Source organism: Sporosarcina sp. FSL K6-3457, from assembly GCF_038007285.1.
Lineage (GTDB): Bacteria > Bacillota > Bacilli > Bacillales_A > Planococcaceae > Sporosarcina.
Genome location: NZ_JBBOWX010000001.1, coordinates 4,083,407 through 4,104,027 on the forward strand (window position 1 = coordinate 4,083,407; position 20,621 = coordinate 4,104,027).

The window sequence follows — 20,621 nt, forward strand, 5'->3', positions numbered from 1 at the left end:
TGCCAAATAACGAGGTACTCAGTATTTAACATGCTATAATAATTGTAACTTGTCGACAATATAAAAGGAGGCACTCCCCGTGCATAAAACAGCAGAAATTGTAGAAGCAAAAAATTATATTCTTAGTAAAACAACAGCTATTCCTGAAATCGGTATTATTTTAGGATCTGGATTGGGCGGTCTTGCTGATGAAATCGAAAATAGTGTTGTCATTCCCTACGAGGACATCCCTTTTTTCTCGAAATCAGATGCAGTGGGTCACGCCAATGAATTGGTCATTGGTCAATTAGAAGGAAAAACTGTTGTCGCTATGAAAGGGCGTTACCACTTTTACGAAGGCTATTCGTTAGATGAGGTGACCTTCCCTGTGCGTGTGATGAAAGCATTAGGCATCGATAAGCTAGTGGTTACGAATGCTTGTGGAGCAGTTAATACAGATTTTAATCCAGGTGAGTTGATGTTAATCACCGATCACCTTAATTTGGTCGGCATCAATCCGTTGATTGGTAAAAATAATGATGATTTAGGGACACGCTTCCCTGACGCTTCCGAGGTGTATAACAAAGAGTTAAGAAACACAGCGCTGCAAGTTGCCAAAGAACATAATATTACACTGCGTGAAGGCGTTTATGGTTGGTGGAGTGGCCCTGTTTACGAAACACCTGCTGAAATTCGCATGATCCGTATTTTAGGTGGAGATGCCGTCGGAATGTCAACAGTACCCGAGGCTGTTGTCGCGGTTCACGCAGGATTGAAGGTATTAGGTATCTCTTGCTTAACAAATATGGCCTCCGGGATTTTAGACGAACCTTTAAGTCATGAGGATGTTATTGCAGTGGCTGCCAAGTCCCGCGATACATTCATCCATCTGATTAAAAATGTTTTGAAGGAAATCTAACAAGGACGTGGGGGAAAAATCATGTTAAAAAAGTATGCAATTTTTCTTGTCATTTTCATGGTACTTTACTTGGCTCTTCAACTTTCAGTAGGAGCCGTTTTAACAGCGATGTATCAACCAGACGTCACTTCCGTTAAGAATGATGTTGTCTATAAACTAGGTGCCTTCACACCAGCATTGACGATTATTGCAGCAGCTGCCATTTCTTATTTCCTCACATATAAATTAGGCAAAAAAGTAAAAGTACGGACGAACTAAAATGATTATTTATGATCAAAAGGGCCATTCGTTGGCCCTTTTTTGTTCCTATAAATCATTTACCACTCACAAAATTACAAAAACAATAATCCCTATCAATCGGGCCGTCTGGTGCTTGTTGACGAAGATTTTTCGTCATACTACCTATTCGGCTAACCTTATCACTTTTATACATTTTTCATACATTTCGAAAAAACTTCATCGAATCGTATTCAATGCATCCCTCGCCTGCATAGCCTTCGCTTCAATAATTTCTTGTATCGTCCCTTTACTCAACGACTCCCAGTCTTCCAGGTGTTCAGCCATATAAAATAGATGATTGCTCTGGATCACCATCACTAATCCCCATTTTCGTAAATGTATTTTCAACTTGTGGTGTGTTCATGACCTAATTCCGCTTCTTCTGTCGAATAGAAAACATCCTGCACAAAAACACTACTTTCGTTGATTTTTTCCTCGATTAACAAGCATACCTAACCAAATTCGTATAAATTAAACGGACCCCCATTCACATCGATTTAGCCATTCCAATAATTTCTTCCCTTGTGAGTTTCCCATCAATGTGAAAATAATAAGTTTGTGTCATCCAAGTTAGCCTTCGGGTACCATCTTTAAATGACAGCATATTTGCTGTTTGGCCATTTATCAAAATTTCTTCTACTATTGTATCATCACTATCCGCTACTCCCCCAAAAGCATATTGCCCAACTAGCTTCTTCTCAGCTACTATAAATTCTCTCTCATCGCTCACATAGTTTAAGTAAACTTCGTTACTCATTTGATCTACTTCTCGCATTACAATAACCTTTTCCAATCGGAACTCTGCTGGTACTGTTGGTATATTAATCATGAAATTCGTTACTTTCTGTGCTTCTTCTAAGTCCATCTCTCCCACAATAGGTCCTGAATCCTCAATGACAAACATACCAGAGGCACTGCCTTCAGTGTCCGTAGACTCACCAGAACCTCCAAACACTTGCACAACAGAGCCTTGCACCTTGTGGAATATTTCACTCCACCGACTATAAGCCCCTCCTTCTTGCGGGTACGCTACGACAATAAGTACCATGAAAATAGAGGCAACAGCTACGATAATCTTTTTCGAAAAATAATTTCTTCTAGGGGAATGGGATGCTTCTTGATACCCACCTTCCATCTTTCGCCATGCCTCTGTAGCAGATAATCTTGGTGGAGGAAATTCCTCCACTTTTACATCTAACACTTCCCGAATCAGTTGATCTAAGTTCTGTTGTTTTGGTTCAGACATGTGACATCACCTCCATCAATTCAGGCTGTTGCTCAATCGATTCTTTCAACTTCTTTTTCGCGCGAAACATTCGTGTTTTCACTGTTGAAAGTTTTACATCTAAAAGCTCGGAAATTTCCTCGTACGTCAAATCATGATGATAGAACAGTATCAACACTTCCTTATGATCTGGCTTCAGCTTATCAATCTCCTCAACTAACAATTCCTTCACATAGGCCTCTTCCAATCCAGTTTCAACCGTTGAAATGTAATCAGGATGAGCCGCGTCTGACTCTGTATCTATATAGACGTCCGAAGTCGTGAAATCATTCCATTTGCTCAAACGACGAAGATGATCGATTGCGGTACGCGTAGCAATGACAGATAACCAAGCACCTAGCTTTTCCACGTCATGCACAGTATGTAAACTTTTAAATGCTTTCATAAATGTTTCTTGTACAATATCCTCTGCCAATCCCTGATCTTTAATAACCCGGTAGGCTGCATAATAGACACGGTTATAGTATTGCTCAAAAATGATTCGCTCTGCCTCTCTATCTTGTTGCTTGTTTTTCCGAAAAATATTTTTTAGCAACTCTTTCACTTCCTATCTGCGCATGCATGCCAGTATGTATACGAATCTCATAAAATAATGTTGCAATTATTCCCATTGTACACTTGATTATTGAGAAGTTGAAGCCTGTCGTCCCTTGTATTGTGGTGACAGCAATGATTGCGAGGCAAAAAATACGGGCAATGAGGGTGCAGTGGATGATTACAGCTGGAACGTTCGCTGCCAGTGTATTGCTTATATTGATAGCATTGTTTTGATTATCAGGGGTACAGGTCGAAAACACAGCTGACTTTGTCTCTGGCATCATTGCCTCGGTGTTATGTGGATTAGGTGCGGTACTCTGCACGATTTATTCGAAGAAGTTAAGCAATGCCGGCTGGACAAGCTCAGCCATTTTAGCTCATCGTTTTTACGGAATTATTGCCCTATCATTTGTAATGACCTATACAATTTTGCCGACATTTTTATTGCAAAAAGGGATTCAATACTGCGAGCCCTTCTTTGTCATGATGACCATCTGCTTCATACCTGTTTTCACATTCACTTTCCAACTATTCGATCCACGTATCGAGTGGTCTACCCTTTCGTTGATTGGCATTTTAATGTTATTTATATTGGGGGTTGCTAGTATTTTTTCGGAGAGTAAAGCGTAGGAATTTTACTCTCCATTTTTATATAATAGAAACAACAATCCTATTGAACTTTAGTTACTAACTGTTCCGTTGTAAGTATCGTCGCGAACTCCTCATGCAAAGTAGCTAATGAAATGGCGTGTAACGTCTCGGCACCATAATAAGTACCATTTTGATCCTCCAACCCAAAAGCTGCTGTTGCATCAGAAATAAGATAGGTATCGAAGCCTAAATTTCCACTCATCCGTGTAGTCGTTGACACACAATGCGGTGTTGTCAAACCAGCAATGACAACTGTTGTGATGCCATTTTCTTGTAAAACTCGTTCTAAATTTGTACCAATGAAGCTACTATTCACCTTCTTCGTAATGACAATTTCTTCATCCACAGGTGCGACCAATTCTTTAATAGCAAAGCCTTCATTCTTTGGATAAAACGAAGAGCTAGGATTATCGGACATATGTTGAATGTGGATAACTTTCCAGCCCTTTTCTCTCCACAATGTTAGTAACTTGCTAATATTATCCTCTGCTTGGGGATTGTTTCGCTCGCCCCACTTGTTATCCACAAAAGCTTTTTGAACATCTATTATTACTAAAGCCATATTTTCTCGATTCATAGAAATTCCTCCTAGCCTCTTATGGGAATAAGAATAACTTTACTACTGGTTCTACATTATCACATCTACCAGTCTAAAAATAATACATTCTCTTGCATGAATAGCTACATCTTTCCCGGTAATTTGACAATTCCTTAGATGACCTGTATTGTGAGTATGAAATTGATAATTAAATTAGGAATTCCTCGTTAGGTGAGGCTCCTATATGGAGATACGCTGCTGCCCAGAAATGTCGAAAGACACCAATGGGTCAACAGGAACCATCGACTTAAGGTGGTTTTTAATGTAGCTGGATGGATGTCATCCTATGCCATATAGTGCTAAAGCTCTACGAAGAGGGTTTATTCGATTATATCGTTTTTTTGAACACCCTTCTTTGTCGAGGGGTGTTTTTTCATATGTGAAAGGAGGTGATGGGGATGTGTAGTTCGACGAGTTCAGAACCCCCCAGTTGTTTAAGGTCCACAGCACTACAAATAAAAAAGAATGCGTCCATTCCCCTTCACCTCGTGAATAGGTGGGCGCACTAAGGAGGTCCACTTCTATGGACAACATGATCAACGGCGTTTTCAAGCATGAAACGACCGGAACACTTATGAAAAAGGGGTATATCGCCCTGCAAGAAACGTATACAGCCGAAAAAGCTATTTCACATCTTCGACAAAACGTGCAAGGTAAAACAAATATTCACTACTTGTATATTCTTAATGCGGATCATCAACTAACAGGCGTTTTGTCTATTCGGGAATTGCTTGGTGCCTCGAATGACGAGGTCATCTCGACGATTATGATGACAGATATCGTTTCATTTCCAACGGATTTAGATCAAGAAGATGCGGCTAAGATTTTCCGTGATGAAGACCTTGTGTCAATTCCTGTTGTGACTCGTGAGAAAAAACTCATTGGTGTCATTCACGTCGAAGATATTTTAGACGTTATACAACAAGAAGCAGACGAGGATATCGGAAAGCTTTCTGCTACTGGAAAAGAAATTGACTTTCAAACGAGTCCTTTCCTAGCGGCTTGGAGACGATTACCTTGGCTGATTTTGTTACTATTCATCGGATTGATTTCGGGTGGAATTATTGAAAGATTTGAAGCTACGTTAGAAGCAGTTGTTGCACTAGCCTTCTTCATGCCGATGATTGCGGGTATGACTGGAAATACAGGTACACAATCACTTGCAGTTGTTGTTCGCGGCCTTGTTTCAGAGGATCTTGATTTCAAAAAGTCCATAAAGCTGTTATATCGGGAATTGATTGTTGGCATAATCATTGGTGTAACATGTGCGATTATCATTGCCGGAATTGCATTTGTTTGGCGTGGAAGTTTAACGCTTGGTCTTGTCGTTGGCACTTCGCTTCTTGCGACACTCATTATCGGAACACTCGCGGGTACCATTATTCCACTTCTATTATACAAATTTAAAGTAGATCCTGCCGTTGCATCAGGTCCACTTATTACAACTATTAATGATATTTTGTCTTTGCTCATTTATTTTGGGATTGCAACGATGTTTATTTCGAAATTGATGTGATTTAAAGTCCTAGTTTATCTTCCGCTTTTGAAATCCAGCGAACGAGCACAGTCATACTTCCCAATTTACTATTTCCTTATATAGGATATAGTAAGGATAGATAAAGTCTTCAAAGATTTAAAGTAAACCCGTATGACAAAGGTGGGGACTGTTATGAAGGAAATTTTATATATCGAGGATGACATAGAGATTGGCACTATCGTCAAAGAAGACTTGGAGCAGCGTGGCTATGTAGTACACTGGCTCACTTCTGGCGAAAAAATTGGAGAAATGCTCGGCGATGCAAAAGTCGTGATTTTGGATGTCATGCTTCCTGGACTGGATGGTTTTACAGTCGGGCAACGCTTGAAACACAATCATCCCGAAGTATCGATTCTCATGTTGTCTGCGCGAACAGCTGTTGACGATAAGCTTCAAGGGCTACGTTTTGCGGATGATTATGTAACCAAACCTTTTCATCCTGAAGAACTCGCCGCAAGAATCGATGTTTTATTCAGAAGAAATCAACATACAGTATCTACAGAAATTCAACTGGGCCATATAACCGTCCATACGACAGAAAACCGTATTGTGAAAAACGATGGTGAAGAAATCTTTTTGACAGCTAAACAACATCAGATTTTCATGTATTTACTACGCCATCCCAATCAAATCTTAACAAAAGAGCAGCTGTACGAGGCGGTGTGGGGAGAGGCTTATATGGAGGGGGATAAAACCTTAATGGTTCATATCCGCTACTTGAGAGAGAAAATTGAAGAAAATCCGAGTGACCCTCAAATCGTTGAAACGATTCGCGGCATCGGCTATCGAGTGAAGCAATGAAAAAGCTAAAGAATTCTTTACTACTCCAATATTTGTTGATTATTCTGCTAGCAACGACGATTATCCCTATCGCTATTCCGGTTTTGTCGATTGTTTTTTACAACATCGCCAATCCAGAAGAGTCGCCCGATCGTTATTATAATGGAACAGATTTAGAAAATATGTGGCACCAGACAGCCAAAGGGCTAGCAGGTGCTTCCGATGAGCAAATCCATAGTAAACTGAAGGAACTAAAAAGCATTTATCAAGAATCGTCCATCTATTGGGTCGATAGCACGGGACAAACGAGAGATAAATTTCCGGAGTCCTTATCGGTACCGGATCAGTGGTCAGCCTCCTTTGCAATTGACTTTATAAAGAAAAATCGTGGCTATACGATTGATCCATTTACTGCAGTTGCATTTATAGGCAACAACCCTAATGATGGATTTATGGTTTTACAACTACCACGCTCAGATATGACTAATCCAAATAGCCTAGCGGTCCAAAGCTACTATTATATTTTCCCTATCGCCCTTTTATTGTTATTCATTCTTTTTATAATCATTTCTATGCTCTTCTTTTATCGGATTCGAAAAAGGCTTCTTCATTTACAAGAGGTGATGGCAGCACCTGAGGCAAATGGAATCCCATCAACCATCGAGGTGACAAAGGAAGACGAGATCGGACGCCTTGGCCAGTCCTTCAATCGTATGATTCACGAGTTAGAAAGCAGTCGAGAACGTGAGCAGGAGGAAGAAAAACTTAGAAAAGAGCTCATTGCGAATTTATCGCATGATTTACGAACGCCACTGACGACGATTCGCGGACATGCCTATCGCTTAAAGAAAGAGCCACTTAGTAGCAAAGGACAGGAGTCTGTAGACTTTATCGATGAAAAAGTAAGTTATATGGGAGAGCTTATCGAGAATTTACTCTCCTATACACTGTTGTCGACTGGGAAATATCCTTATTATCCAGAGAATGTCGATATCAATCGGCTCATTCGAACTTCCTTCGCTGCATGGTATCCTATTTTTGAGAATCTTCAGTTTGATATCCAATTGGACATTCCTGAGAAACAATTAACTTGGGAAGTGGATCCTCAAATGTTTCATCGGGTATTGGATAACTTCTTTCAAAATATTTATCGGCATGCGAAAAGTGGACAGTTTGTAGCCGTACGAATCGACAATGATACGATTATCATTGAAGATCATGGGCCTGGCATGAAAGCAAAATCGAACGAGCAAGGCATTGGCGTTGGTCTTTCTGTTGTTTCTCTTATGCTAAAGGAAATGCAGCTCGATTGGACGATTGAAACGGGTGAACAGGGGACGAGGATGATTATCAAAAAGTAAACAGGATGCTTCTCTACTTCGTTGAGTCAAAGGTCCTAAAATTATCGATAACTCTGTCCAATTGATCGATAATCTTTGGTAATTAATCGATAACGGCTTCGAAATGATCGATAACTCTCGGCAATTGATTGATAAGTTTCCAATCGTGCTTGTCGAGGGGGAGAAAAATAGGGTTGTCCAAAAAGTTAGTGAAACTAACCTATTGGACAACCTTTTATTCATTTTTAAACGAATTTTAAACTTCACCCTCCCATCGTTTTAACCTTCGAGCGGTAGGATTGTAAGTGAGGTGAGGAGAATGAGTGAGTTCATTATTGAAACGAAGAAGTTAACGAAGAAATTTGGTTCAAGGAGAGTAGTCAACCATGTGGATTTACAAGTAAAGAAAGGTGAGATTTATGGCTTTCTAGGACCCAATGGCGCGGGAAAAACGACGACCATTCGAATGCTTTTAGGGCTTGCACGACCAACGCAAGGTTCGATTCAGATTTTTGGCAAGGATATACGAAAAGATAAGCTGTCCATCTTAAGTAAAGTGGGATCACTTGTCGAATATCCTTCTTACTACGGGCATTTAACAGCCTATGAGAATTTGGAAGCTGTTCGTATTTTATTGGACGCACCGAAATCTAGAATTGAAGAAGTTTTGTCAATCGTCCGTCTGACAAAGGATGCGAAACGACCTGTAAAGGGATTTTCTTTAGGCATGAAGCAGCGGCTTGGTATTGCGACTGCCTTACTTGGCAATCCCGAATTACTCATTTTAGATGAACCGACGAACGGACTTGATCCATCTGGCATTATCGAAATTCGTGAGCTGATTAAAAGTATGCCAAAGGAGCATGGCATCACAATTGTTGTATCCAGTCATCTCCTGTCAGAAATTGACCAAATGGCGACACAGGTAGGCATTATCTCAAAGGGTCAAATGATTTTTCAAGATTCCATTTCGACACTCCGAGCACAATCTACCAGCAAAATTAACGTAACGGTTAATAATGCGGAGTCCGCTTGGAAGACATTATTAACGCATGGCTACAAGACAGATTTTATTCAAAACAAGCTGGTTATTGAAAATTGTGCAGATCAAAATGTTGCTGAAATTGTGAAATCCCTTGTTCAAAACGACTATTCCATTTACAGAGTGGAAGAAGAGCGTAAATCATTAGAAGAAATCTTTTTGGAGCTAACAGGTCAGGAGGGCGGATTGTGATGATGACGCGAGTTATGGCCTCTGAATTCCTGAAAATCAGGCGGAAAATGATTCTTTTTCTCGTCTTCCTTGGCCCGATTGGCGTCGTTAGCTTAGAGGCCGTCAACTTCGGGCTTCGATACGATTGGCTTACTGGCATTTACAAGGAGGATTTATGGGGAGGGTTGATTAGCGAAGTTACGATGCTATCGATTCCCACGATTCTCATTGGATTGACGATCCTTACCTCAATGATCGCCAACATTGAGCATCAGACAAATGCCTGGAAGCAACTACTTGCATTGCCCATTTCGAAGACGAAGGTATTTACGGGGAAAGTGCTGCTATCCCTGTTATTGCTGTTAACGGCTTGTTTACTATTAGCAGGCGGTACGATTTTACTCGGCTTGCTATTGAAATTCGGAACGGATATACCGTTTCTTTTGTTACTGAAGATGTGTTTCTTTCCATCTCTTGCTGCCCTGCCATTGATCATTTTACAAATTTGGCTTGCCATTACACTAAAAAACCAAGCGATTCCATTAACCGCTGGGATTATCGGGACGATTGTAGGAATGTATGCGATGAATTTTCCCGATTGGGTTCCATGGAAATGGCCACTGTTGCTTAACGAATGGGAGCAACCCATCTATTCTGTTTTAGCCGGTCTCGTCGTTGGATCACTTCTCTATTTCATGAGCCTTATAGATTTTAATCGAAGAGAGGTGAAATAATGGGGAGATTATTTCGTTCTGAATTTCTAAAATTACGTAAGTCTTCCATTTGGCTACTGATTTTTGTAAGCCCCATTTTATCATTGTTATTAGGTCTAAGTGAAGTAGGTGAATTGGAACAAAACCAGTGGACGGCTACACTAAGCATGATAACGATTAGCCATGCCATTTTCTTTTTACCGTTATTAACAGGAGTCTTTTCAAGCTTTATTTGTCGATATGAGCATGTCGGCGGAGGTTGGAAGCAACTGCTGTCCCTACCCGTTTCTAGACGACAGGTATACATCGTAAAAATCCTGATTGTTTGTCTACTTATCGCCTTAACACAACTGTTGTTTATTAGCGGATTGTTCCTGATTGGTTGGATGAAAGACTACTCTACTGCTATTCCATGGGGGATTATTCTCTCAAGTGTGTTTGGCGGATGGCTAGCGTGCCTGCCGTTAATCGCTTTACAAATATTTGTGTCCGTTGCATGGTCAAGCTTCGCCGCACCGCTTGCTGTCAATGTCATTTTTACGATGCCGAATATGCTGATCGTTAATTCTGCAACGTTTGGCCCTTTTTATCCTTGGGCACAGCCATTCTTAATGATGATGCCGAATTCAAGTGAAAATTTTGGCGCATTAAATGCTTCGACCGAAACACTATTCATCGTTATTTTGGGGAGCCTTCTACTATTTTTAAGCTCTGGGCTTAGTTATTTTATGAGAAAGGAAATATGAAAAACGCTCCACTCGACTATACCCGAGTGGAGCATTTTGACGCCCTTATTCAAAATGACTTAAATAAACATCTTCAAGATTCGGTTTAACCGTCTTAGACTGCCCAATCTCGGGTAGAACGTCACTCACTAAGCGTACGAAAATACCGTTCCGATCGCTCGTAATACTACTCACTCGATACTGGGATTGAATCGCCGGTAGTTCTTCTTCCGATACGCGCACTTCATAGACTTTCCCTTCCATCGCTTCAAGAATGCGGGCAGGCTCATCTTTGACGATAAGCTTCCCTTCCTTCAGCAGCAAAATTTCCTTAGCTATGAATTCAATGTCAGATACAACATGCGTGGCAATCAGCACAATTTTATTCAACGCAATGGTCGATATGAAATTTCGAATCCGAATGCGTTCTTTCGGATCTAAGCCCGCAGTCGGCTCATCCAAAATTAAGACCTTAGGATCATTGAGCAAAGCTTGGGCAATCAAGATCCGTTGCTTCATACCACCAGAATACGCCCCTAGCTTCGTATCCGCATCCTCCGTCAAATTGACAATTGACAGCAGATGTTCAACTCGTTCTTTTGTTTGTTTGGCAGACAAGCCTTTTAACGCAGCGATATACCATAGAAATCGGCGACCCGTAAAATCATTGTAAATGCCTTGTTGCTGCGGCATATAGCCAAGAATATCACGATATTTTTTGCCTAGTTTCGCAATCGGTTGTCCGTTATAAGTGATATTGCCTTCACTCGGTTTGAAATGGTCCGTGATGATATTCATCAACGTTGATTTCCCTGCACCATTCGGGCCGAGAATACCGTAAATGCCTGGTGTCAATTCAACGCTAAACTGGTCAAGCGCCGTTTTCTTTCCTTTGTTATAGCGTTTTGTCACGTTCTGAATCGACAGCTCCATGTGTCAATCTCCCTTCTGCACCTGTCTATTAAATAATCGCCAAGCCGCCATTCCCGCACCTATACCAATCACAAGTAAGCACCCGGTATAAAGGAGTCCGATAGAGGTGGCATTCGTAGAATCCAAAACAAAAGGTGCCATGAATACACCATTAAAGGTAAAAAGGATAAGTTGATCAAATCCTAAATACGTTAATACCAATGGTACGATAAGAATAGCCCCTTGTAGCAACAAACTAAGTGTTTGTTTTCGAACCAAAATAGATACTAATTGGCTCATATGAACAATCGCCAACACCCCGATAACCTGCAGTACCCCTATCATGACTAGATATTCCTTAATCGTGATAAGCCAAGGCAGATCACGATAAAGTGATAGGCTTTGAATCGGAGCCGACCAATCCATGACTGGGTAATACTGCTGGAGAACGATAAATTTAGGAATGTTTAGCAATGCTAACAAAACGAGTGCCGAACTGTATGCAATCATTAGCTTACGAACGAATAACTTTCCTCTTCCAAAAAGTGTGGCTCGAAGCAAAATAATCTCATTGTTTTTATAATCGATTGTAAAGAGCGTACTGAGTAACATTCCTAACAATGCAGTATACAGAATCGCAATCATAATATCCCGCGACTGCCTATCAAATAATTCATCGCTCGTTATCTGGTTGATAAACTTTACATCTATTCCTGTACGATTCCGTATATCTAGTAAGCCAGCATACTGCAATGCAACAATACGAAATGCCTCTTCTCTATTTTTAAAGGCATTCCATTCCGTTTTTTTCAGATTATACGCATCCTCAGAAATAATTCCTGATGTGTAAGCGTCTTCTCCTTTCTGTTCTTCCAATCCTATTTCAATGAAGTGCAAGTCTTCTGATTCTATAAACTCTTTAGCCTTCCCATCAACAACTCCCGAAAGTTGCTTCATATACTCGTTATAATTCGATTCAGTCATCGTATAGCTGCGCCAAGCAGATTGAAGCATTTGCACAGATAAAATGACAGCTAACAGAAAGACAATCCAGCCTCTTCCCGAAATAAATAACTTATACCACTCATGCTGAATAAGAAAGTTGAATTTCCGTTGGCGGTAGAACCACATACGAATACGATTGATTACGTTGCGAAATGGTATTTTAAAGGGTACTGACCATTGATGTGTATAAGCTATCGCGATTAAAACAAATAGGAATACAATTGATAGACCACCAACAATGCTAGAAAGCATTATTCTAGAGACGGGATAACCGAACAAATTGATATTACGATAATCTGCAAATAGTTGAAATACATCTAGGAAGGCAACAGGATTTATGTATTTCAAGCTATTCATATAAGAAGCAGGGTGAATCTGCGTATAAAAGACAAAGCTTGTTCCCATGCATGCAAGTAGTAACAAAAATACCGGAGTTGGGCGTCGGAATACCGAAAATAGCAGGACCATCAAGAGACCCAGCAATACGTTCACAAACGATTTTATGATGGTATATAACACCAGATACTCTTTTACCGTCACTAGTTGTATCCCCATCTTAAAGGCAGACATCGACTGAATATAGCGATTCACATCGCCAAATCCATACAACTTGTAGGCAACAGCAAGCAAAGAGCCATAAAAGAGCAAGGACACCAGTACGGTGAATAGAACCATAACGATCAGCTTGACAATGACCGTTTCCATTCTCCCTTTTTTAGTCGATCTGATAAGACCCAGTAATCCTACTTCGCGTTCATAATAAAAAAGATAGAATGCAAGCATATAGGAAATCACCACCATGCAAAGATCAACTGGTGAAAAACGAGTACTAGAAACGAGTCCGTTTTCCAGGCCAATTTGGAGTTTAATCGATTCCAGCGGCTTATAATCCTTCAATGTTTGCAAAATATTACGGTAAGAAAAAGAATTCTCCTTTTGAAAGATAGAAACCGACAACAAATCTACTGCTTTCTCCTGCATCTCATTAAGAAAGCTTGGATGATCTTTAATGGCTTGAAATTGAGCCCTCAATTCCTCATACAACAGCAAATCCTTAGACAGTAGCTCTTTGTCCTTTGCATAATCGCTTGCATTATAACGTTTAACGGCATCTGGATTCTCTCGCTTTTGTTCATCCAGCTTTTTCTTTAATTCTGGCACATGCTCTCCAAATAGCGCTTCCTTCGACATGAAACTATAAAAATTTAACTCATCAACAAGTATATTCGTCTGTTTCCATCCTTCTTCAGGGGTCAGATGCTGGTATTCAATTACCAGTCGATCTAATTCATCGATGACCGCAATTACATTCGAATGTTTTTTCCACTCCGTTTGCAGATATAGCCCACAGCTCGCTAGCAATAAAATACCAATCATTCCGAAAATAATTCGTTTCGTTCCTAATTTGAGGAGCTCGACATAATATAACTTCCTCATTGCACATCAAAGGACCTTCCTTGATTATCAATGGGTGTTTCAAGCAACGTTTTGAACACAGCTGTCCCGTTCTTTATGTCATTTTTGTCTAAGTATTGAATAAAATCTTTTTTGTCTCCTGTCCCGCGAACAAACATATAATGCTCATCTCCCGGATAGATATCATCTGGCATGGATAGATGCGAGGTGTCCACAGTGTAATAAAGTTTTCCATCCTTATATATTTTCATTTCATCCGGAATAGTTGATTCCCCTGAATCAGCCAACCTCCGCAATTGGGCTTTTATGGGACGGACGTATATATAGTCATCATCCACAAAAACTTTCGAGATAATCGACGATGCTTGAATAGCTGTTTCTTGAATATGACTTCCATCCAAATCTGATGTGTAAATTTTTAATCCTCGTTTATCTGTAATATCTGAAGTTTTTGTTTCCCGGTTATTATAGTAATAATACCAATGGTAGAGTTTTTTGTTATGAATGCCTTCGATATTCGGATACCCACCATCTTTCTGATCCCATAAGACAGATGTCTCTTCACTAGTCAAGTCATAGCGCATCACTTGGAACATGCCATTTCCTGGCCATTCTAGAAAGTACAGATGCGTACCATAAGGAACCAAACGTGAAATGCCTCCCTCCTTATTTGTACCTGCAAAAATGACTTCCGGTTCTTTGGTTATCTTCCTAAGGGAGTGCCGTAGTATTTGGTAGATTAACGTTTTATCCTTGTCATAGTCTTCTACAATATAATAGAGGTAACCTCGATGAATAACTGCTTGTACTAGATTTGCATTTAAAAAAGTCCTTAATACCTCACGTTGGGTTCCATCAGGATCACGCTTGACTAACTCGTAAACCCCATTTTTAAATCCGTTTGTCGGATTTTCATTTTTGGCTCCGTAATTATATTCAATTGTATATAAATTCCCTTGGTAAAATTGAAACAAAGTAGAATTAGGTCGTAACGAAACAAATGCATTACAGTTTTGAAAAGCATTCTCCTTCAAACACTCATTGTTAGGGCGATTGTCCAATAAAACTGGAGAAGTGCTGTCTTTGTCCATATAGTAAATATAATTACCGTTTAATAGATAATATCCTTGGTCGCTAGGTGTGATTCCTCCTTGACTGGACTCTGGGTGGAAGTTATAAGGATAATCCGTTTCTTCAATGTATTCATCGCCACCCAACGCCGAATCAGAATTACTGCAGCCAATTAGCAGGGCTAGTACTAGCGTTACATTTAAGAAAATAAAGCCAAGTCGTTTCAATATGTATTCCTCCTTTTTTAAAAAATAGGACTCTAAACAGGGATAAACTAATTTTATCCCTGCTTAAAGTCCAGATTAAATTGAAAAGCAGACACTGCTAGTCTCCAAACAAGTTAATAGTTTACAGCTGTATTCCTTGTCCATATATTTCCTAATGTCCAAGTGTGAACGGCATTGGCTCGAACAGAGGTTGAACCAAACTCAATTGGGTCTAAAAAAGCACTAACACCTGTTTTAAATCCACTATCCGAACCACTAATTGATTTCTCCCTCGTTGTTCCTGCTATTCCATATGTGTAAGTAAGATCCACCCTCATATAAACTGATTCAGAAGCGCTTGTACTTGCTGATGCATGATTTGCCCCTATATTCACCAATCCATAGAGATTAACGCCGTTCACCGTATCGCTAACACTAGAATTAGCAAATGCTGAGTTTGGAACAACAAGGAAAATAGAAGCCACCAACGTTATTATAAATGTAAAAAGTTTTTTTCTGGTTTTCATTTAAAATTCCTCCCTTTTTTTGTAAATTAGTAAAAACTTAGATGCATCGAATCGAACTACATGTTCACCTCCACCGCTTGGTTTAATAACACCAATCACCTGTTATGCAAACTAGTTTGCATAACAGGTGATTGGAATAATCATACTACCCGGACTAAGTGAAAAGTTAAAAGTGTCACAACATGCACTTTTTTAGTCTTATACGTTATAATTTGTCCTATTATTTACGTTCATGACTACGTGAACGTACCTTAACACACTCACGGTTACCAATATATGTATAACAGATGCTTCCCCACAGCCACCCAAATATCCAAATTACCCCCAACTATCATTCTATATTCCACACTCTAGCATCCGACGTTTATGATTGTTTTTTTTACGTTGACGACATCCACGCAGCTTTTTACTTACGCTTACACTCATTTTAATCACACTTGTGATAATTTCAACCATTATTCGAAAATTCGTTTACAATTAAATTCATGAATGCTTTTTTAGGGAGGATGAAATGAAGCTTACAAATGTAGAAACGAATTTACTGGGAATATTCACCGATGAAGTAGCCTTAGACAATCTTGAAAAAATAAAGTTAGTTCATGGATGGCGGTTAATAACTACAGAAGCTACAAAATTAGTAGCTATGTATTGTGTCGCTTTTCTAGCAGGATGTTTTTTCGAAACATTTCTAGTACATTTCTCCTTTTTCTTTTTCCGACAAGTCGCTTACGGTATTCATAGTAAAAACTACCTTACATGCTTAGTGATTAGTTGCATCACTTTCCCTTTCTCTGCCTTTTTAATAAATAATGGAGAAGTTGCACCATTGAGTATTTGGGTTATTTACTCTATTTCAGCACTACTATTAATGCTGTTAGCACCAATAGGCTCATCCATTAACAACATCAGAGGGCCTTTACATGCCCGGTATCTGAGAAGAAAAATGTATAGTAGACTTTGTATTTTGGGAGTTACTCTTCTATTCATCCCTAGCACCATTACTAAATTTTTAGTGGTTGGACTTTTAATAGAAACCATTGCCGTCATGGTAGCTTTTATAAAAAAGGAGGATTGAAAATGTTAAAATTAGTTGCGAAAGTGCTTATTTTTTGGGGAACTATTGGTAGTAAGCAAATGTGCCATGGTGTCTTTCATGAAATGGAAACACCGGAAGAATTGAAAAATATTGACTTTTAAATTCCATTTAGCCCTCAAACTAGTTATAATGACTATACAAGGGGGGGCACTTATGGATATAACAAACATCACTTTAATAATAAGCATTCCCTTACAATGTATCGCCATGTTGTGGATAAACTCTTTTTGGCTTAATTTTAAAGTATCTAAGCGGGAATTAATTATTTTTGTAGTAGGAGTTCTACTTCCAACAATGATACTTTTCAGCTTGGCAGGTGCCTTTTCCTCTGTTTATTTGATGTTCAGCTTAATTCTTTTTTTATATAAAATATCATATAAAAAAATTGTTATTTTAAATGTTTTAGTCTCCTTTTTAATCGCTGTCATAACCGATCATATAGTTTCCTTGATTTTTCTTTTATTTTTCCCCACATTTTTCTCGGAAATCATATTTATTATTTTGAGAAACTTGCTTTTTGGTTTACTATTAGCCGCTGAAGCCTTTGTGTATAAAAAACTACTCTACTATCTACTAGATAAATATATGATTTTCAAAAAAGGGTTTTATTTATTAATCGGCCTATTTTTCATTTCTCTTCTATTCTTTTATCTAAATATTTTTATGATGGCCAACAAAAACTCTTTGGATAACATTCAGTTCAATCTTTCAATATTCTCTATCTACTTTTTTTTCATATTGATTATTAGCGCCTCTATTATTTTTTTATCCATAAAACAACATAAAATAAGCTTGCGCGAGAAAGAATATGATACGTTCTTAAATTACACAACATTACTCGAACAAAACGTATCTGACATTAGAAAGTTCAAACATGATTATATTAATATCCTCTCATCTTTGAGACATTATATTGATAATGATGATATAAATGGACTTAAACATTTCTTTCACGAAAATATTATTCCAACACAAAAGTTTGAAGTTCATAGTAACTATGCCTTAGATCAACTAAACAACTTAAAGATTGAAGGCTTAAAAGGATTGTTAACAACTAAGCTTATCCTCGCACAAGAGAACGGAATTCCTATCTACTTGGAAATCGCAGAGGAAATCACATCCGTTCAATTAGATATTATAGAATTGAACCGCATAGTAGGTATTCTATTGGATAACGCCATTGAAGCTTCTAAGGTTATCAAAACTCCTGTAATCCGAATTGCTTTTATTACGCTTGATACGTCTAAAGTAATTGTCATTTTAAACAAAATAGATGAAAATACCACCATTTGCGTACAAGATATTTTCCGTGATGGGTACTCTACTAAAGGGGAAAACCGGGGATTAGGATTAACAAATCTTAAAAAAGTTCTACATGCAAATAATCAAATCATATTAAATACAAAAATAGCACAAGGTTATTTCACACAAGAAATAGAAATAAAGGACAAGGGGGTATGGTAAATGAATGTCGTAATTTGCGAGGATAATCTAGAGCAGTTAAGCGAAATCACAAAGACAATTCATAACTATGCGCTTATGGAAGATAACGGCATCATGATTGGACTCTCTACGACAAATCCTCTTGAAGTAGTGGACTATGCAGAAAAAAATAAAGTGGATTGCTACTTTATTGATATTGACCTCAATCATGAAATGACAGGCCTTAAACTTGCAAGCAACATAAGACAAAGTGATCCTATTTGCTGTATCATTTTCGTCACGACCCATTCAGAGATGTCTTATCTGACATTTACATATAAGGTAGCTGCGTTGGATTTCATTCTAAAGGATGAAGTAGATTTAGTAGAAGCTAGAGTGTTAAATGCTTTAAAAGAAGCACATCGACGCTATCAACAGATTGGACAAGACAAAGCTGTCAATCTCGTCAAACTAAAAGTAGGTTCTCGTACACGTAATATTGAATTTCATGATATATACTTTTTTGAAGCCTCCCCTAACCCCCATAAACTTATTATACATTTACACAATGAACAAATTGAATTCTCTGGTAGACTAAAAAACTACGACAAGTTAGGCGAACATTTTTATCGTTGTCATAAGAGTTATATTATAAACAAACAGCATATCCAACAAATTGATGTAGCAGAGCGAATGATTATCATGAGGAATGGAGAGACATGCCTCGCATCTAGTCGGTTATTAAAAGGCTTGCTTTAAGCCAAGTTTAAAAAACGCTCCACTCAATTGTACCCGAGTGGAGCATTCTCATATTCTTAATAAGCGCGGCCAAACCACACCGTGTGCTTCGATTCTTTGCCACAATTGATACAGCTAGATTTCTCCGCTGGTGGGTTGAATGGAATGTTGCGCGTTGTGAATTTTGTTTCTTCTTTCACTTGTTCCTCACAAGCGTCATCTCCACACCAACCTGCAAGAATCCATCCAGGAATTTCACCTTTTTCAGTTGAGTCTGCGATGTGTTTTGCTAATTGCTCAATTGAATCGACATGCGTATGCGAATGCTGTTCGCGGAATGCGCGTGCTTTTTCTAGCAAACGTGCTTGCATCGTCACTAATTCTTCTTCAATGCGCGCAACAATAGCAGAAAGTTCGACAGCTTCTTTTTCGCCTTCGTCACGTGCTTTGATGAGTGCTTGGTTATTCTCCAAATCACGTGGACCTAATTCAACGCGAACAGGAACACCTTTTAGCTCCCACTCATTGAATTTATAGCCTGGCGATTGATCGGAATCATCCAAACGAACACGAATGCCTTTCGCTTTCAACTCCGCAAAAATTTCATCCAACTTCTCCATAATCGCAGGATTCTTCTTCCAAGGTCCTACTGGAATTAACACAACTTGTGTTGGCGCAATACGTGGTGGCAATACAAGACCTTGCTCATCACCATGCGTCATAATAACCGAGCCGATTAAACGCGTAGATGTTCCCCATGAAGTTGTGTGAACAAATTCATGTTTGTTTTCTTTATTTAAATATTTAATATCAAAAGCTTCCGCAAATTTTGTCCCCAAGTAATGTGAAGTTCCCGCTTGAACCGCTTTGCCGTCCTTCATCATTGCTTCAATTGAATACGTATCGACCGCGCCTGCGAAACGCTCAGAAGGTGTTTTTTGACCGTCATATACAGGAATCGCTAACAGTTCTTCAACAACTTCTTTATAAATGTTCAGCATTTGCATTGTTTCTGCACGTGCTTCATCTTCATCCACATGAGCTGTATGCCCTTCCTGCCATAAAAATTCAGATGTGCGAATGAACGGCAGCGTTTTCTTTTCCCAACGGAACACGTTCGCCCACTGGTTAATGAGCACAGGAAGATCACGGTAGCTTTTAATCCAATCGGAATAAAGATGGCCAATCATCGTTTCAGAAGTTGGACGCAATGCTAGACGCTCTTCTAATTTTTCACCTGCTGCTTCTGTTACCCATGGAAGCTCTGGCGAAAAGCCTTCGATATGATCCTTCTCTTTTTCAAAAAATGACTCTGGAATGAGCATCGGGAAATACGCATTGCGATGCCCTGTCTCTTTAAAACGGCGATCCATCTCCGCTTGAATATGCTCCCAAATTTCGTAGCCATCCGGTTTGAAAGCAATACACCCACGTACTGGTGTGTAATCCATTAAATCTGCCTTTTGAATTGTATCAATATACCATTTTGAAAAATCATTTTTTTGTAGATTAGTCATTAATTTTTCCTCCTCTTAAGCGTAATAAAAAGCACAAAAATATCCTTGTATAAGGACGTCTTTGTGCTTGAATGGACGTGGTACCACCTTAGTTTAGCTCACCGAATTCGTAAGCCCTCTAAAACGTTTGATAACGAAAACGACTCGGTTATGTT

The 20,621-nt window shown here is 39.1% G+C and carries 22 protein-coding genes and 1 riboswitch; of the genes, 13 read left to right on the forward strand and 9 right to left on the reverse strand.

All coding sequences use genetic code 11. The features are described from left to right. Positions 1 to 79: 79 nt before the first annotated feature. Together N1I80_RS19790 and N1I80_RS19795 are read left to right on the forward strand one after the other, a co-directional pair. Positions 80 to 898 carry a purine-nucleoside phosphorylase gene (locus N1I80_RS19790; RefSeq protein ID WP_340739548.1) on the forward strand — a complete coding sequence of 273 codons (819 nt, stop codon included), beginning with the start codon at positions 80 to 82 and terminating at the stop codon, positions 896 to 898. 21 nt (positions 899 to 919) lie between these two features. Continuing rightward, positions 920 to 1,156, forward strand: a complete 237-nt coding sequence (locus N1I80_RS19795; RefSeq protein ID WP_340739549.1) for a hypothetical protein — start codon at positions 920 to 922, stop codon at positions 1,154 to 1,156. A gap of 198 nt (positions 1,157 to 1,354) precedes the next feature. On the opposite strand, the gene N1I80_RS19800 is transcribed toward N1I80_RS19795, so the two are convergent. From N1I80_RS19800 to N1I80_RS19810, 3 genes are all read right to left on the reverse strand, one after another. Next, a complete protein-coding gene (locus N1I80_RS19800) occupies positions 1,355 to 1,492 on the reverse strand; it encodes a hypothetical protein (RefSeq protein WP_340739550.1) in 138 nt (45 codons plus the stop codon). 172 nt (positions 1,493 to 1,664) lie between these two features. Beyond that, positions 1,665 to 2,423 carry a DUF4367 domain-containing protein gene (locus N1I80_RS19805; protein WP_340739551.1) on the reverse strand — a complete coding sequence of 253 codons (759 nt, stop codon included), beginning with the start codon at positions 2,421 to 2,423 and terminating at the stop codon, positions 1,665 to 1,667. Beyond that, positions 2,416 to 2,997: an RNA polymerase sigma factor gene (locus N1I80_RS19810; RefSeq protein WP_340739552.1), complete on the reverse strand. Its 582-nt coding sequence runs from the start codon at positions 2,995 to 2,997 to the stop codon at positions 2,416 to 2,418. Before N1I80_RS19810 ends, N1I80_RS19805 begins: the two co-directional genes overlap by 8 nt. 293 nt (positions 2,998 to 3,290) lie before the next feature. Here N1I80_RS19810 and N1I80_RS19815 point away from each other — a divergent pair, with 293 nt between their 5' ends. Further along, positions 3,291 to 3,629: a hypothetical protein gene (locus N1I80_RS19815; RefSeq protein WP_340739553.1), complete on the forward strand. Its 339-nt coding sequence runs from the start codon at positions 3,291 to 3,293 to the stop codon at positions 3,627 to 3,629. A 40-nt stretch (positions 3,630 to 3,669) separates the two neighbouring features. Here the strand turns inward: N1I80_RS19815 and N1I80_RS19820 are convergent, their stop codons facing one another. Next, on the reverse strand, positions 3,670 to 4,227 hold the full coding sequence (locus N1I80_RS19820) for a cysteine hydrolase family protein (RefSeq protein ID WP_340739554.1): 558 nt from the start codon (positions 4,225 to 4,227) through the stop codon (positions 3,670 to 3,672). A 177-nt stretch (positions 4,228 to 4,404) separates the two neighbouring features. Then, a riboswitch (M-box (ykoK) riboswitch) is annotated at positions 4,405 to 4,572 on the forward strand. A gap of 199 nt (positions 4,573 to 4,771) precedes the next feature. Between N1I80_RS19820 and mgtE the strand changes: the two genes are divergently transcribed. The 6 genes from mgtE (at position 4,772) to N1I80_RS19850 (ending at position 10,577) form a co-directional block, all read left to right on the forward strand. Beyond that, entirely contained in the window at positions 4,772 to 5,764 is a 993-nt protein-coding gene (mgtE, locus tag N1I80_RS19825) for a magnesium transporter (protein WP_445683671.1), read from the forward strand. Between the two features lie 153 nt (positions 5,765 to 5,917). After that, the gene (locus tag N1I80_RS19830) at positions 5,918 to 6,586 is read left to right on the forward strand and encodes a response regulator transcription factor (RefSeq protein ID WP_340739555.1); all 669 of its coding nucleotides are present in this window, start codon (positions 5,918 to 5,920) and stop codon (positions 6,584 to 6,586) included. Then, positions 6,583 to 7,926 carry a HAMP domain-containing sensor histidine kinase gene (locus N1I80_RS19835; RefSeq protein WP_340739556.1) on the forward strand — a complete coding sequence of 448 codons (1,344 nt, stop codon included), beginning with the start codon at positions 6,583 to 6,585 and terminating at the stop codon, positions 7,924 to 7,926. Before N1I80_RS19830 ends, N1I80_RS19835 begins: the two co-directional genes overlap by 4 nt. Before the next feature lie 298 nt (positions 7,927 to 8,224). Further along, positions 8,225 to 9,139, forward strand: coding sequence for an ABC transporter ATP-binding protein (locus N1I80_RS19840; protein ID WP_340739557.1), 915 nt, complete (start codon positions 8,225 to 8,227; stop codon positions 9,137 to 9,139). Then, positions 9,139 to 9,852 (forward strand): ABC transporter permease, encoded by a 714-nt coding sequence (locus tag N1I80_RS19845; protein ID WP_340740101.1) that lies wholly within the window; start codon positions 9,139 to 9,141, stop codon positions 9,850 to 9,852. Before N1I80_RS19840 ends, N1I80_RS19845 begins: the two co-directional genes overlap by 1 nt. Continuing rightward, positions 9,852 to 10,577, forward strand: a complete 726-nt coding sequence (locus N1I80_RS19850; protein WP_340739558.1) for an ABC transporter permease — start codon at positions 9,852 to 9,854, stop codon at positions 10,575 to 10,577. Before N1I80_RS19845 ends, N1I80_RS19850 begins: the two co-directional genes overlap by 1 nt. A gap of 45 nt (positions 10,578 to 10,622) precedes the next feature. On the opposite strand, the gene N1I80_RS19855 is transcribed toward N1I80_RS19850, so the two are convergent. From N1I80_RS19855 to N1I80_RS19870, 4 genes are all read right to left on the reverse strand, one after another. Then, entirely contained in the window at positions 10,623 to 11,489 is an 867-nt protein-coding gene (locus N1I80_RS19855) for an ABC transporter ATP-binding protein (protein WP_340739559.1), read from the reverse strand. A 3-nt stretch (positions 11,490 to 11,492) separates the two neighbouring features. Beyond that, a complete protein-coding gene (locus N1I80_RS19860) occupies positions 11,493 to 13,910 on the reverse strand; it encodes a hypothetical protein (protein WP_340739560.1) in 2,418 nt (805 codons plus the stop codon). Beyond that, positions 13,907 to 15,187: a hypothetical protein gene (locus tag N1I80_RS19865; protein ID WP_340739561.1), complete on the reverse strand. Its 1,281-nt coding sequence runs from the start codon at positions 15,185 to 15,187 to the stop codon at positions 13,907 to 13,909. The genes N1I80_RS19860 and N1I80_RS19865 overlap by 4 nt, the downstream gene beginning before the upstream one ends. Positions 15,188 to 15,300: 113 nt before the next feature. Further along, entirely contained in the window at positions 15,301 to 15,693 is a 393-nt protein-coding gene (locus tag N1I80_RS19870; RefSeq protein ID WP_340739562.1) for a hypothetical protein, read from the reverse strand. Between the two features lie 511 nt (positions 15,694 to 16,204). On the opposite strand from N1I80_RS19870, the gene N1I80_RS19875 reads away from it, so the two are divergent. Genes N1I80_RS19875 through N1I80_RS19890 form a run of 4 tightly spaced genes read left to right on the forward strand, consistent with a single transcriptional unit; the run spans position 16,205 to position 18,970 of the window. Further along, positions 16,205 to 16,768 (forward strand): accessory gene regulator B family protein, encoded by a 564-nt coding sequence (locus N1I80_RS19875; protein ID WP_340739563.1) that lies wholly within the window; start codon positions 16,205 to 16,207, stop codon positions 16,766 to 16,768. A 2-nt stretch (positions 16,769 to 16,770) separates the two neighbouring features. Further along, positions 16,771 to 16,890: a cyclic lactone autoinducer peptide gene (locus N1I80_RS19880; RefSeq protein ID WP_340739564.1), complete on the forward strand. Its 120-nt coding sequence runs from the start codon at positions 16,771 to 16,773 to the stop codon at positions 16,888 to 16,890. Between the two features lie 52 nt (positions 16,891 to 16,942). Continuing rightward, positions 16,943 to 18,253: a sensor histidine kinase gene (locus N1I80_RS19885; protein WP_340739565.1), complete on the forward strand. Its 1,311-nt coding sequence runs from the start codon at positions 16,943 to 16,945 to the stop codon at positions 18,251 to 18,253. Continuing rightward, on the forward strand, positions 18,254 to 18,970 hold the full coding sequence (locus N1I80_RS19890) for a LytR/AlgR family response regulator transcription factor (protein ID WP_340739566.1): 717 nt from the start codon (positions 18,254 to 18,256) through the stop codon (positions 18,968 to 18,970). A 56-nt stretch (positions 18,971 to 19,026) separates the two neighbouring features. Here the strand turns inward: N1I80_RS19890 and proS are convergent, their stop codons facing one another. Continuing rightward, entirely contained in the window at positions 19,027 to 20,466 is a 1,440-nt protein-coding gene (proS, locus tag N1I80_RS19895; protein ID WP_340739567.1) for a proline--tRNA ligase, read from the reverse strand. Positions 20,467 to 20,621: the final 155 nt, after the last annotated feature.